Source organism: Sphingobacterium sp. UBA1897, from assembly GCF_002337775.1.
GTDB classification, from domain to species: domain Bacteria; phylum Bacteroidota; class Bacteroidia; order Sphingobacteriales; family Sphingobacteriaceae; genus Sphingobacterium; species Sphingobacterium siyangense.
Map to the genome: position 1 here is coordinate 415,409 of NZ_DDGR01000007.1, position 13,888 is coordinate 429,296.

11 protein-coding genes are annotated in these 13,888 nt (G+C 44.1%); 1 reads left to right on the forward strand and 10 read right to left on the reverse strand.

All coding sequences use genetic code 11. The features are described from left to right. Positions 1-39 precede the first annotated feature (39 nt). From B4N43_RS07090 to B4N43_RS07110, 5 genes are read right to left on the reverse strand one after another with little or no spacing between them, the layout of a single operon-like run. On the reverse strand, positions 40-1,605 hold the full coding sequence (locus tag B4N43_RS07090; protein ID WP_088160980.1) for an SLC5 family protein: 1,566 nt from the start codon (positions 1,603-1,605) through the stop codon (positions 40-42). Continuing rightward, positions 1,586-2,977: a hypothetical protein gene (locus B4N43_RS07095; RefSeq protein WP_286733763.1), complete on the reverse strand. Its 1,392-nt coding sequence runs from the start codon at positions 2,975-2,977 to the stop codon at positions 1,586-1,588. Before B4N43_RS07095 ends, B4N43_RS07090 begins: the two co-directional genes overlap by 20 nt. Before the next feature lie 3 nt (positions 2,978-2,980). After that, positions 2,981-3,748 (reverse strand): SDR family NAD(P)-dependent oxidoreductase, encoded by a 768-nt coding sequence (locus tag B4N43_RS07100; protein WP_286733766.1) that lies wholly within the window; start codon positions 3,746-3,748, stop codon positions 2,981-2,983. 16 nt (positions 3,749-3,764) lie between these two features. Further along, positions 3,765-4,943 (reverse strand): galactonate dehydratase, encoded by a 1,179-nt coding sequence (dgoD, locus tag B4N43_RS07105; protein WP_088160977.1) that lies wholly within the window; start codon positions 4,941-4,943, stop codon positions 3,765-3,767. A 9-nt stretch (positions 4,944-4,952) separates the two neighbouring features. Further along, the gene (locus B4N43_RS07110) at positions 4,953-6,275 is read right to left on the reverse strand and encodes an aspartate aminotransferase family protein (protein WP_075991900.1); all 1,323 of its coding nucleotides are present in this window, start codon (positions 6,273-6,275) and stop codon (positions 4,953-4,955) included. 160 nt (positions 6,276-6,435) lie between these two features. Between B4N43_RS07110 and B4N43_RS07115 the strand changes: the two genes are divergently transcribed. Continuing rightward, positions 6,436-7,233 carry an SMP-30/gluconolactonase/LRE family protein gene (locus tag B4N43_RS07115; RefSeq protein ID WP_286733770.1) on the forward strand — a complete coding sequence of 266 codons (798 nt, stop codon included), beginning with the start codon at positions 6,436-6,438 and terminating at the stop codon, positions 7,231-7,233. A 32-nt stretch (positions 7,234-7,265) separates the two neighbouring features. Here the strand turns inward: B4N43_RS07115 and B4N43_RS07120 are convergent, their stop codons facing one another. The 5 genes from B4N43_RS07120 to B4N43_RS07140 form a co-directional block, all read right to left on the reverse strand. Then, positions 7,266-7,904, reverse strand: a complete 639-nt coding sequence (locus B4N43_RS07120) for a GntR family transcriptional regulator (RefSeq protein ID WP_075991898.1) — start codon at positions 7,902-7,904, stop codon at positions 7,266-7,268. A 66-nt stretch (positions 7,905-7,970) separates the two neighbouring features. Beyond that, positions 7,971-10,619 (reverse strand): hypothetical protein, encoded by a 2,649-nt coding sequence (locus tag B4N43_RS07125; protein ID WP_286733771.1) that lies wholly within the window; start codon positions 10,617-10,619, stop codon positions 7,971-7,973. Positions 10,620-10,623: 4 nt separating this feature from the next. After that, the gene (locus tag B4N43_RS07130) at positions 10,624-11,616 is read right to left on the reverse strand and encodes a DUF4466 family protein (RefSeq protein ID WP_286733772.1); all 993 of its coding nucleotides are present in this window, start codon (positions 11,614-11,616) and stop codon (positions 10,624-10,626) included. 8 nt (positions 11,617-11,624) lie between these two features. Continuing rightward, a complete protein-coding gene (locus tag B4N43_RS07135) occupies positions 11,625-12,020 on the reverse strand; it encodes a hypothetical protein (protein ID WP_046676362.1) in 396 nt (131 codons plus the stop codon). A 25-nt stretch (positions 12,021-12,045) separates the two neighbouring features. Beyond that, positions 12,046-13,878, reverse strand: a complete 1,833-nt coding sequence (locus tag B4N43_RS07140) for a RagB/SusD family nutrient uptake outer membrane protein (RefSeq protein ID WP_286733774.1) — start codon at positions 13,876-13,878, stop codon at positions 12,046-12,048. Positions 13,879-13,888 lie beyond the last annotated feature (10 nt).

Here is a 13,888-nt window from a genome sequence, read left to right on the forward strand (position 1 = left end):
TGGATAAGTTTTAAAAGTTTAACACTTCAACAAGTTAAGCTAAAAATAACGTACATAAAAATAGAGCACCAACACCGTTATAATTATCCACCATAAGGTCGGATTTCGAAATCCACGGTAAGCGGCTTTATCTTGATCCGGCACCTGAAAAGAATCGCCCGTCAACACAAGATTTTTTAACCTTGCTTCTGAGACCGCAGGTGTCAACAAACTGACCACGGCGCAAGCAATCATACAAGTCCAGAATACAATACCTGTTCTATTAAAAAATGGCATTTCAGGTAAGGCATATTCCAAAAGTAAAGAAAGGGGAATTGTCAGTAAACCTGCTGTCAAAGCACCCTGCGATGTGGTTCTTTTCCAAAAAACCCCCATTAAAAACATCGTTGCAATGCCTGGTGTAAAAAGACCGTATAGATTCATCAAATAAAGGAAAACTGGTTTATCCGAATAACTGATCAGTACAACCGCACTCATGATTCCGAGCACGATAATAGCGACTCCGGCGCGCTTACCAAAACGGACTGCTTCGTAGTCACTTGCATTTTTATTAATATACTGGCTATAGATATCGACGGTCAGAATCGTTGTACAGGAATTGATCGCTCCTGAAATATGGGACATGATAGCTGAAATTAACCCTGCCATCACCAAACCAACCAGACCTTTGGGCAATAAGGTTTCCACGAGTGTCGCAAACAGCAAATCAGGCTGATCGAGATGCGGCAGGAATTTTGGAGCCACCAACGCCGGAATAGTAATAATCAAGGGAACCAAAAATTTAAGATAGTCACCAAAGATGACACCCATGCGCCCATGCCATTCATTTTTTGCCGCCAATACGCGCTGCACAATAAATTGGTTCGTAGCACAATAAAACACGCTGATACACAACAGTCCGCCTAAATACATGGTCCAGGGAAAGTCAGGATCAGATGCGGGATAAAACATTTTCCAATCCTTGGAGGATTCTACCACAGACTGAAAACCTCCTGCCGCATCAATGGTGGCAAAAGTTAATACTATTCCGCCCAGCACCAAAATGACAAGCTGTACCATCTCCGTCCATATCACCGCTTTTAGACCGCCTAAAACGGTATATAAACCGGTCAAAATTGCCATTCCAAAAATACTGTATAAAATAGGAATGCCGAATAAAGCGTGCAACGACAGACCACCTAAATAAAGAACGGCCCCAATCTCCACAAAAACATAGGTAAACAGGATCAAAATAGCGTACAACACGCGGGTAGCGTTGCCATATCTTTTTTCGAGGTATTCAGGAATCGTATAGAAACCATTGCGGATATAAAAAGGGAGAAATATCCATAATAATGCATTAAAACCGATTAGAATCGCTCCCCATTCCAGGGTAATCGCGACAAAACCGCGACTATAAGCAGCCCCCATAGCGCCAACGAGATGATGGCTACTGATATTTGCGGCGATGATACTTCCGCCAATCATCCACCAAGGCAACTTATCACCCGCAAGAAAATAATCCCGCTTAGAGGCGGAGTTTTTTTTCGAAGCGTATAAGCCCAATACCACTATACCAATAATATATACGGCAAAAATAACGACATCAATCCAATCGAGTTTCATCGGTCAATAATGTTTGAATTCCTAATTTAGTTTGTTCAATAAGTATTTCAAGACCGCCGCTGGCATAGGGGCTCTGCCACACGGCATAAATATCCTTATCATAAAGCTCCTTCGGTGCGAGATACCCCACATAGCCATTCGCGATATTGATAAAAACGATCGTATGATCTGGAAATTGGGCTCTCACTTCAATTTGATAACAGGAATAGGCTTCGTTGGCCTGCGCCACCAACACAGCATCTCCCATTTTCCAGATCCACACCGGAATAATAGCTTCTTGTTGATCTCCAATGGATTTACGGGTATTATATTTCCGCCAAAGGCGATCTTTCATAACACGATCCGTACAGCGTTCGTATTCACTCAAAATTGCTTCGGGACTAGGCAGCTTTTTGTAAGGCACTTTGACGGATAATACCCTTTGCTTAAGATCGATTGAAGTAGTCTGTTCCCGAAATCCCCAACAGGCCAGTGGAGCCCCCGAAATCAAGGCTTCCTTAAAAACCCAGTTTTTATGACCATGCTGTTCCTGGGCCAGCGTCGCGAGAACAGCATAACCCAACTGCTTTCCGTTGGCTTCGACCAGTGCTGGATCCTTTACATACTGTCTCCGTGGAGCTAAATCACCTGACGCGCCCTGTAAAAAAAGACAAGGCACGGATAAGGAGCGTTCTACTGTATTTCGCATTTCGCCCACAAAATCGGGCGAGAGCAGATCATTCTCGTGAGCAAAGCTGGTTGGGTGGCAGGCATAATTACAAATAACCGCTTTTAAGCTTTCAGTTTCATCATACAGCCGTCCGACCAACAAGGTTGTATCTGCTTCTTTCAATGGATTGTAACCAATCAGATAATGAGAATCCACTTCCAGATCGCGGTTGCTTGCCAAATCACATACACCATAGTTCCAGGTTAGACTCCCCTTAAATAAACCACTTTGTGCCATTTCAACACAAGATATCGCCTGTTGTTTGAGGAATTCAAGGTACGGCAAAATCAGTTCACCTCCAGGTTGCGCTGCATCTGTCGAACAGACGCTAGGCCCCGCATGGGTATGCGATAGCGCAAAAATCAGCTGCGATTCAGCCAGATTAAAATGACTGAGCAATGCTAATCGCAGATTTTGTTCATCAGCTGCATTTTTCCACCAGCCTAAATCAGCGGTTAGCAGGATTGCTGGCAAGCCATCGCAGGATTGCATATATAGACAATGCATCATCAAAGGTTGATGAACAGCCGTTGCCTGGTCAAATGCAGCCGCCCCCCAATTACGGGAATAGATGCCGATCGGTGGAGTAATATCACATTGGCTAAGTCCAAATCGTCCGTACAAACTACCCGTCGTTTCTTTCAAGAGGTCTTTCTGTTTCATACGTTAAGGTCTAATCAAAGACAGTCCACCATCCATCACAATTGCGGTACCAGTCATATGTTTACAATTGTCCGAACAGATCCATAGCACCTGTTTAGCAACCTCTTCGGCTTCTATAATCTGGCCAAGTGGCACCACAGCCTTTGCTTTCATTTGAAGTTCGGCGTTTGATGACCATACCACTTTGCTCAACCCGGCATTGACATAGCCTGGTGCAATTTCGTTGACACGAATTCCATATGTTGCGTATTCAAGAGCCATGGCCTGGCAAAGCATACGTAGCCCAGCCTTAGAGACACTATAGGCCGGTAAATTTTGATGCACGGCATGTGCAGCCCAGCTACCCATAAAAACGATCGAACCCGCAAGCCCAGTCTCCACAAATGACTTCGCACAGGCATTCGCCAGGAAGAATGAACCGTCGAGATTAACGGCCATTTCATTCTTCCATTCCTCGTTGCTTAACGTGCTGAAGTCTTTAATAGTGACACATGCGGCATTCGCGATACAGATGGATATTGCGCCCAACTCCTGCCTTATGCGTTGTACCCAGGCGTCAACCTGCCTGGCGTCTGCAACATCGACCTGATCATAAAACAAACGTGCTCCAGCACCATCCAACAAGGGCCACCGCGCGCTCGCCACCTGCGGCTCAAACCGATCCGAGATGCATACAATTGCCTGCTGGGTCAAAAATGCTTCGGCCATAGCCCTTCCGATATCACCAAGTCCCCCACTGATCAATACGACTTTATTCTTATATTCCTCCATTATCGCTCTTTTTAGACTACCAATCCCCTACACTACCGTCTTTATAGAAGGTTCGCTGCAATATTTCCTGTTGAAAAGGATGCTTCTTTACCTCTTCTTCATTGATTTCAATACCCAAACCGGCGCGCTTATTTGGCAGAACAATCCGCCCTTTCTCTTGAACTGTAAACCCTTCGGTAACCACGTCCTGGCGCCATTCAACGTCCTTATGCACACTTTCGCAAATAATATAAGATGGTGTTGCAAATCCCAGCTCAATGGAGGCGGCCGTACTCACAGGTCCCTGAGGGTTATGTGGCGCCATAGATACACGGTAAGCATCAGCCAAAGCTGCGATCTTACGCGCTTCAGAGAGACCGCCACAATGGGTAATATCAGGTTGAATCACACTCACTGCCCGCTTCTCGAGCATATCCCGAAATGCATGCACTCCGATCAAACGTTCGCCTGAAGCTATAGGTGTCGTCACCGCCCGTTGAATCAAGGCAATATCTTCCATGGACTCTGGCCAGCATGGCTCTTCAAAGAAATACAGGCCATAAGGCTCCAATGCTTTCGCAAATTGCATCCCCATCCGTGGGCTTGGCCGTGCATGGCAATCCACCATAATATCAATATCGTCGCCGACAGCGTCACGCATGGCCTTCACGCAAGCTTCAGCATATTTAATTGGACGAAGACCTTCCAACGACATTGTCTCTGGGACAGCCATCGATTTAAAAGCGGTAAAACCCTCATCAACAGCTTTCAGCGCAAGATCACCAAATCGTTTGGCATCATCCGGAGCAGTCTCATAAAAATCCTCCATGCGACCTCCACCTAAATGACAATACAAACGGATATAATCACGCACACGGCCTCCCCACAACTCGTGACAAGGGACATTGTGAATTTTACCTAGAATATCCCATAAGGCGATGTCGATGCCACTGATGGCCGTGCCACGAACGATCCCGTTTCCATGCCAGAAGTGTTGTCTATACATCATCTGCCACAGGTATTCAATACGACGCGGATCTTCACCGATCAACAATTGAGAAATATCTTTGATTGCTCCGACCACACTTTGCGTATGCCATTCCAAGGTGGCTTCGCCCCAGCCCCAAAGTCCGGGCTGATCGGTAATAATTTTGACAAAAATCCAATTTCGCATGCGCGCATGGCACACAAAGGTTTCAATAGCGGTTATTTTCATAGTTAGGGTTTACAAACTTTTTATTACGCGTTCAGTTGCCTCCAACGTTCTGTCTATATCATCCTCCGTATGCGCAAAGGAGATACTTCCTTGTTTAATTGGTGCCGGGAAATTGAAAATCCCTTCTTTAATAAGCTTTTTACGATATTGGGTATCCAGTTCAAAGTTGTGGTTATCCAAAATATCATGAAAATTGACTGGCGCATGGTCCATAAAATATGTACAGAAGGCAGATCCTTGACGTGCGACATAAAATGGTACGCCTAATTTAGGAAATATTTCGTTATATCCCTGCTCCAAACGCGCACCAAGTGCTTCTACGTGCTCATAAACTCGATGCTCAGAGCTGCCTAATTTTTTCAATGTTGCTATCGCCGCCGCAGTCGTTAATGGAAAGGCATTAAAAGTACCGGCAATCATCACCCGCTTCGACTTATCAGGATCCACAAAGTAATCCATATATTTTTTCTTGCCTGCAATAACACCCAATGGGTAGCCGTTTGCAACCGCCTTTCCGAAAGTTGAAAGATCCGGCTGAATACCACAGATCGACTGATAGCCCCCCAGCGCATGTCTAAATCCAGTTTTCACTTCATCAAAGATCAACAGAAATCCATGCTCGTCAGCCATCTTGCGTAAGCCTTCCAGGTAACCTTCCTTTGGCTTTACAATACCGATATTCTGAAGAATAGGCTCCAACAAAATACAGGCAACATCGTATTTTTGAACCACATACAGCACACTTTCCAAATCGTTGTAGTTGACAATGTGTACTAAATCGCTGTGATTTTTGGGAACACCAGCACTTAATGAATCGAATGGATATTCCCCCGGGCTTTGATATGAGCCAACATCTGCACGCTGACTGATCACATTGCAGGCCACATCGTTATGCCAGCCATTGTAGCCCCCCTGCATAACAATCACATGATCACGCCCTGTTACCGCACGGGCAATACGGATCGCATGGTAAGTCGCTTCCGACCCTGTCGTTGTAATCTGAACGCTCTCCACCGAAGGAACAGACTGACAAAAAAGCTCCGCAAACTCACCTTCCAGTAGCGTTGGCCCAGCCCCCATCAATACCTGCTGCTCCTGCAATGTCTGTAACACTGCGGCGTTCACATCAGGATCATTATGCCCCAGAAAGGATGCTGCAAATCCAGCCTGATAATCTATGTAGCTGTTCCCGTCAATATCTTCGACCAAACTACCATTCCCTTTGACGAAGCAGATATTCGGATCTGACTTCCGATTTAACGATACCACTCCACCGGGTATCCATCTTGCATTCTCCCGCAGTATCGCGGCTGATTTTTCATTTTCTTGCATGCCTATTAAAAGTTTTGCTATTTGTTATTGTTATAATTGGACGATCACCGCCACACATGTTGCAGTCATCAATAATTTGTATTTAAATACACCTTATTTTATGTATACCAAATTACAATATTTTTGTATACATTTAAAATAAATTTTAAAATTTTTAAAAATGAACATTCTCATTGAAGGACTTCTTTTTCCAGAAGGCCCCGCTTTCGACCGGGAGAGTGGAATATGGCTTGTGGAGAAAGAAGCAGGAAACTTGGTCTATTACAAAGACAATCAGTATAGCAGAATAGCTGTGAATGGACATCCCAACGGAATTGCAATCGACAAAAACGGCATAATATGGTTTTGCGACTCACAACAAAACAGCATCCGTTGCTATGATCCCTTCGACAAAACCACGACGACAATAGTCACGGAAATCGCAGGGAAGCCATTAAAAATGCCCAACGACTTATGTTTTGATACTGAAGGGAACCTACTATTCTCCTGCCCGGGAAGTGACCTGGAAGATGGCACAGGCTACATCTGCTGTCTACATAAACATGGTGCGCTTACGAAGATCCACACAGGCCTTTTTTACCCAAACGGATTGGCCTTTGCAGCAGACAACTGCACACTTTTTGTTGCTGAAACAGGCACAAAATGGATCTGGAAAATGCACTGGAACAGCTTGACACAACAGGTAGAAAACATCGAAAAATTCATAGAAACAGGCGGTAATATCGGCCCGGACGGCATAGCTCTCACGAACGACAATTATCTTTTTGCAGCGATTTATGGATCGCAACATATCCTATCCATTGACACCAAAAACAAGACGATCGAGAAAATACCTACGCCGGGGAAGAATCCAACAAATTGTGCTTTAGACCCAAAAGGCATTCAGGGACTTATGATTACAGAAGCTGAAAAAGGGCAATTGTTGCAGTGGGACAGCACAAAAAAGGGTCTATTGTAAACAATAGACCCTTTATAAAAATCAAAAAAACATTAAACCAGTTCCAAGGCTTCTTGCTCGCCCCGATCCAAATGATGAACCAAGGTGGTATAAGCTTTATTCCAGTCATCCGCTTTCAGCGCATCAACAATAGCGCGATGCTCCTTCTCCGTATCCAGGTAATCTTCCATCTGCCCCATAATAGCCCCGAGCTTCATATGGAATAAGGGGATGTTACTATTCTTGTAAATAGAAATCAACCTTGAATTGCAAGTTCCCTCAATAATACGCTCATGAAAACGAACATCCGCCTCGCAAGCACCACCATAATAGCCTTTACTGACCATGTCGGAAAAATCGTTGCAGATCAGTTCTAAATCTTCGATAAGCTCTTTACTTTTCTTTGAAAACAGAATCTTTAATGCGCCTATCTCCAACAGCTCACGCAGCTCACGAATATCCTTCACATCTTCGACCGTCATTTTCTTCACAAAGCAGCCACCTTTTTCACCAAACTCAACCAGACTCTCCCCTGCTAAACGCATAAAAGCCTCACGAACAGCCACTCTACTCACCGCCATCTTATCCGCCCAAGCACTCTCCACCAATCTTGCCCCGCCAGCCAGCTGACTAGACAAAATTTTCTTACGTACTTCTAAATAAACTTTATAGGCAAGCGAATCCTCTTTCATATTGTATACAATTTTATGCAAAAATAAGAATACAAAATCATTAAAAAAATTTAAACAATGTATTCTTTAATTAATCTTTCCCTCTTGGGCTCCATACTGTCTTCCCGGCGACAAATAAATAGTTTCGGCTTTAGATTTCCAACTGGTTGTATGATTCCCTTTCAGGACATTTATATTAAAGCTACTATTTTTTAATGAACTTTTCATATTCCAGAAACCATCTTTCAAACCGACCACAACAACTTCATACTGTTGATCCCCCGGTACCACAAATTCAATGGGCTCATCAAGATATTGATTTGGTTTGGCCACCACCAGTAAACGATCAGCCACTCTTATGAGGTAATAATTCGCCTTTTCCTCCGAATACACCGGTAATTTTGAAGAACCACTCTCCGTCATCTGAAAAACCGAAGCGTAACTGGCCTGATCACTTTCCTGCTTGGGTGAAACCATAATCCGTGTTCCCCTAGCCTCTGGCCATGGAGAGTTAACCTGATAAAGATCACCAAAAACAAAAGCAGTCGAATCACCCGAATACAGTTTCACCGCACACTCTTTTAACCGAGGCTTCAGCAAATCAACATAAGTAGAACCGGCTGCGTTTTTAAATTTACTGGTCAACACAAAACCTGTTTCACTTCGTACAGGCTTTTCAAGCGTATTGATCTGCCAATAGGGTTCGAATTTCTTATCATTGGTCTTAAGCTCATCCAATAAGACAATGACAGCAGGCACATCCTTTCTTTTCAAATTCAAAAACAGAAAACTTTTCGCATAGGATTTTACTTTAGCAGTATATGCCGCTGTTAGATCCATATTGAAATAGCTATAGCTCGGCTCAATGGGATCGTTACCAAATGCGGAAGCCCTGATCTCTCCGGTATGATACCAGGAATCATTTAACACCTCGTCAACCCTGCGCGGAAAACGCTGGCTAAACCGAGTCCCACCATCGTTTGTTTTGGTCCTGAATAAAAGCGGTTCCGCAGGATCACGCACCAACAGCATACTGTGTGCAACCGACCGCTTATTAAAGTTAAAATCATAAGGGGAACCATACGAAAGATACAGCCCAAGATCACCAACCTGAATACCATGATGATAAATCTGCAGTGCACCTGCATCGGCATGCTGATGATTGCCGAAATGATAACCGCCCCCCTTAATTTCTGCAACTACGTCGGAACTTCCGTTCTCTTCGCTCCAGCCTGTCCGGGCAACCATAGACCCTAAAATAGGTCCAAAATCTTTCGTCAACGGCATTTTCTCGCGATCAAAATCAGGCTTCAATTTTGGATCATCCAAGAGGAGAAACAAGATTGGATTGTCGGGCAAACCGCCCTGCTTGACAAACTCAGCCTTAATTACCGGATTGCCTGAATAGGCATAACAAAGCAGCATGGTCTGTGGATTTTTCCAATAAAAATCAGCACTGCTGTTGTACTTTACATTGAACATATCGCCGTCGCGTAACATTTTTCCGTCAGGCGTGCGCATATACAGCCAATAATAGGGCATATTCTTGATATTATCGTCAAAAACCGGATAACCGAGCATGCGATAATACAACCAGGCTCCATGCATTTCCCACCCAAAGCGATAGCCACCGTAATCAACACCTTGATTATGACGCGGAGACTGATACTCAAACTTGCGCATGGACACCAACTCTTCCAAAATAGAATACGAAGTATACTTGTAAGGTACCGGATCCTCGTCATATAAAGCAATACTCATTGCCAGCAGATCGCGCGACACCTGCGCCTCATTCCCATGCCCATTGATAATACTTTCGATACCAAAAAAGGGAGGCCAGCCAATTTCCATATCTTGCGCCAGACGCATCATATTTTTATGTAAACTGGTCTTAACGTGCACATCCAATAATGCGTAGCACCAGTCATACACCAGTGCACCCGTATAAATTGCACGTCCCAACTCGCGTGTAATATCACCATAGGAAACATTCCCGAACTCCAACATTGTCAAGTATTGATCGGCCAGCCTGACCGCTTCCCTGCCTATTTTTTCGTCACCGGACATGAGGTAATAAAACGCTTTTGATTCAATAGCACGCTCGAGCTTTTCATCGTAAAACATTTCCTTATTCGGATCAAAAATAAATTGAACAGGTTGTTGCGCAAGTGTTTTCACTTTCCCCCAAGCTTCGAGATGCTCCGCTTCTTCCAACCGCCCCTTAACGACCGGCAATGATTCTTTGTTAACCCATAGCCTCGGGTGACCTGCAGGAGGAACAATCTTTGGTTTATAATTTTCTGCTGCAGCTGGCGCAACCGGAGGCACAAAGGCATTGATCGAAACAGCTTTAACCTTAAAATAAGCAGGCAATTGCATACCGACCGTCTGCTTCCCTTTCTCAAAATAAAATTTACCAAGATCTTGCTTCGCACCTTTAAAGCTGTCAAATACGATCCGTTTGGTCGATCGTGCAGCACGAACATCAATCATCGCATACAGCGTCATCATACCTGTTTTATCTGCAGCCTTAATTTTATCCAAATCGGTAACCTCACCTTCAGAAACCAAGGTATAGACACCAGCCGTCGGAACATCCACCTGCACCTGCAGGCGCTGTCCATTTCCTTTTATCGAAGTAACCTTTGCCTGCTGCCCATAGGACGTTCCAAGGATCGCCATAAAAGCGATCCCCAAAAAAGTACCTTTAACTTTTAGCCATATCCTTGCACCCATATCTTTATTTTACTTGCAACCTTTTTACACTGATCTTCATTTCTTTCGTGGTATTATTGACGCTATTGACAAATACATAAGCATTGTATTTACCATCAGCCGTTTGCAGCCATATTCCTGATTCAGCTTTTAAATTAATCGCAAAATCTGGCGCATCTACGAACGATTTATCTTTCAAATCCACATCGTCCACAAATACACTGTATTGCAATCGCGCCAATTGTTGATCGCGCACCGTCCAAGCCTTCACGATCTTCGTTTTATTTGTCAGACCCACAGGTAAGGTGAAGCTCGGCAAATAACTGGCATCCGTCGTGGGAGCAACCAAAGAATGTGCGTAAGTCACCGTTGGCAACGCCCGATACAAATAGATCAAATCGATCTTATCCGGGTTTGCTGCCGCTTCGGTAGCAGTATACCATTTTAAGTCAGCCACAGAAAAAAAGCAGGCCGCGCCGTCTTTCCCGATCAGGTCCAAGGCCATATCCATATTACGAATCGCATAAGCTTCGGTCTTCAAGGCAATTTCCTGCCCATTACTGGACCTCGCCCTAAACGTAAAAGTGACCGATTTACCTTTTGCTGCTGCCGGTATTTTGTAGCTATAACGCAGCGTTGAAGCGGAGGTATCTTTTGTAAATTTCACCTCCATGTTATTCCCATTTACTGTAGCAGGGTCGCCAACAACAACACCTATATCTGCCCCCGTACTACTGGTGTAGTACGATTTGTTTTCAAGTACAGTACCCTCATCACCCGCAATACTGGCTTCTACAGAAATTGATGTAAGTTTCCCCTGATCTGGCAAAATCGCCGCAGCATAAGCAAAATCTATGGTAGCCCCAACCACATTTGGCCCTAAAGAGCGCTTAATAATATCGTTTTGCAAACCATCTTTTGCTGTTGGAATTTCATAAGCTTCTTCTTTACAAGAACCTAACAACAAGAGCCCAAATCCGATGGACAACAGCCCTATTTTTAAATAATTTGTTTTCATCAGCTTACTTATTTTTGTACTGTCAAATAAACTTTATACGTCTTACGAACCTTTCTATTTCCAGACACGACAGTCCATTCACGTGGCGTATCCAAATTGGAAAAATCTTGTTTTCCTAAAATCTTAGGATCTAACACCGCATCGGTGACCAATGAAAACTGTGGGTATAGATTTTTCAAATCCGTACCAAAGAGCACCTCCACTTTTATGGTTTGCTCAACGGTATCCACCAACGCAGCTTTTGTCCGTACCGTCTGAAAATCGGCGCCCAACAGTTCAAAACTACTGACATAACATTCCGACCTGGTCGTGATCAACAAACCATCTTCATCCATTGGATAATCATCCTTACAACCGGACAAGCTAACGAACAGCATACCGATTAAAAATAATGTATATTTCATTTTATTACAGTCAAGTGTTACCATATTATTTCCAAGGTATATTTTGTGTTAAATTTGGATTCCGCGAACGTTCTGTTTCCGGAATTTGATAGATATAACACTTTTGATAAGTCAATTCAGACTCATTGAAGAAAAAGCGTTCCCAATTATTTCCAAAACTATCCTGGAACCATTTTCCATCACCATAAGGTTTGCCAAACACTGTTTCCAGTTTACGCCATCTCCTCAAGTCAAATGCGCGCTGTCCTTCGCCAAACAACTCAACAATTCTTTCCTGCTCGATGGCATCAAAAAATGCATCACGAGACGAGGTTTTAGCTCCAGCAAGCGCAGGTAGGTTACCACGACGCCTAACCTTATTAACCAAATCAATTGCATCCGCCTGTGGACCACCAATCTCATTGGTTGCTTCAGCATACATCAGGTATACGTCAGCAATGCGCATCAAAGGCCAATTGTAATTTCCATCACTACGCGCCACACCACCATAATTGCGCACAAATTTACGCGATTGCAATCCCGAGAGATTTGTGGTATTATCGGTAAAGGAAGTTTTGTAGGAGACACCGTTAACTGTCACCGCAGCTCCCCAAGTTTTGTAGACAAAGGGAATATAACCTGTGGTCTCCGTAGGGCTCATACTCATAATCAATTCGTAATCCCACAACAAAGTCGCTTTCATGCGATAATCGCGATTTCGGTACGATTCAGGGTTCACCGCTGAATTTGCCGTAGTACGTGCTGCAGGATTTTTCACTGGATCTAGCTGAACCATCTTTGGCAAGAAATCTCCCGTAATGGTAGATTGGTAACGGTCGGCCAATTCATAGCGCGGAATCGCCTGATTCTGTCCTAAAGACACCAATGGCCCCGTCCATACCCGCTGGTATTCCTCACTTTGTTTTGTTCCCACACCACCATGCGTCAGTACCATGACCATCTCTTCATCTTGGCTCAAATTGCCCGTAGAAGGTATAAACATGTAGTAATAATTTGGGAGCACATCAGCCTTCCCCAATTCACCCCATTGACCCGGATCACCATTTCTAAACATTTTGATGCCAAAATCATTGATCACACGTTTAAAATCCGCAGCGGCCGCAGTATATGCCGTTTTAGCATCTGCAGCAGATTGTACAAATCCATCCAATTCAGGCCATCCATTTTTCTTCCACGAACCCCAATACAATTGAAACTTACCACGAAAGGCCAATGCAGCAGGCTTACCGGCACGACCAATTGCAGACCCCTTGTTGGGCAATTTGTCCACTGCATAGTTCAAATCGGCCATAATAGAATCTTTCAGCTGTGCAATAGGCATTCTCCGCACCGTATCAGCTTCTATGGGAGCTGGTGCCGATTTATAAAAATAAGGCACATCACCCCATAGGGAAATCAATCTAAAGTATGCAATGGCGCGCAACAACTTGGCCTCCGCCACAATAGTTTCCAGGGTTTGTTTTACAGCATCAGTTTTTGCTACGGGCAACAAACGCGCATTGGTATTTTCGATCACAAAGTTAGAACTGAATATAGATCCATACAATGCTCTATACATTGCCGATGCACCGGAGCCATAATTCATCGGACTATTGACCGTTAATGAAATAGGCGCCGCACCAGTATTGTACATTTTAAGGAAATCTCCATGTCCATCAAAATGATAGTCGCGATCAAAACAAGGCCTAAATATGGAATAGTTCGCCATTAACGCAGCAAGCGCGTCATTTTCGTCCACCCAGAACGTTTCGGAGCTTGGCGTTGTTGTTGGATTCTGATTCAACAAATCTTTACGGCACGCGGACAAACCAAGAAGCAGCAAAGAAGAAATAAACAATATGTTATATATCGATTTCATAAGTTCAAAT

Excerpts from the sequence above, each read along its gene's own strand:
- B4N43_RS07095 (WP_286733763.1), bottom strand. The coding sequence starts at position 2,977 with ATGAAACAGAAAGACCTCTTGAAAGAAACGACGGGTAGTTTGTACGGA.
- B4N43_RS07130 (WP_286733772.1), bottom strand. The coding sequence starts at position 11,616 with ATGAAAACAAATTATTTAAAAATAGGGCTGTTGTCCATCGGATTTGGG.
- B4N43_RS07135 (WP_046676362.1), bottom strand. The coding sequence starts at position 12,020 with ATGAAATATACATTATTTTTAATCGGTATGCTGTTCGTTAGCTTGTCC.
- B4N43_RS07100 (WP_286733766.1), bottom strand. The coding sequence starts at position 3,748 with ATGGAGGAATATAAGAATAAAGTCGTATTGATCAGTGGGGGACTTGGT.
- dgoD (WP_088160977.1), bottom strand. The coding sequence starts at position 4,943 with ATGAAAATAACCGCTATTGAAACCTTTGTGTGCCATGCGCGCATGCGA.
- B4N43_RS07120 (WP_075991898.1), bottom strand. The coding sequence starts at position 7,904 with ATGAAAGAGGATTCGCTTGCCTATAAAGTTTATTTAGAAGTACGTAAG.
- B4N43_RS07115 (WP_286733770.1), top strand. The coding sequence starts at position 6,436 with ATGAACATTCTCATTGAAGGACTTCTTTTTCCAGAAGGCCCCGCTTTC.
- B4N43_RS07090 (WP_088160980.1), bottom strand. The coding sequence starts at position 1,605 with ATGAAACTCGATTGGATTGATGTCGTTATTTTTGCCGTATATATTATT.
- B4N43_RS07110 (WP_075991900.1), bottom strand. The coding sequence starts at position 6,275 with ATGCAAGAAAATGAAAAATCAGCCGCGATACTGCGGGAGAATGCAAGA.
- B4N43_RS07140 (WP_286733774.1), bottom strand. The coding sequence starts at position 13,878 with ATGAAATCGATATATAACATATTGTTTATTTCTTCTTTGCTGCTTCTT.
- B4N43_RS07125 (WP_286733771.1), bottom strand. The coding sequence starts at position 10,619 with ATGGGTGCAAGGATATGGCTAAAAGTTAAAGGTACTTTTTTGGGGATC.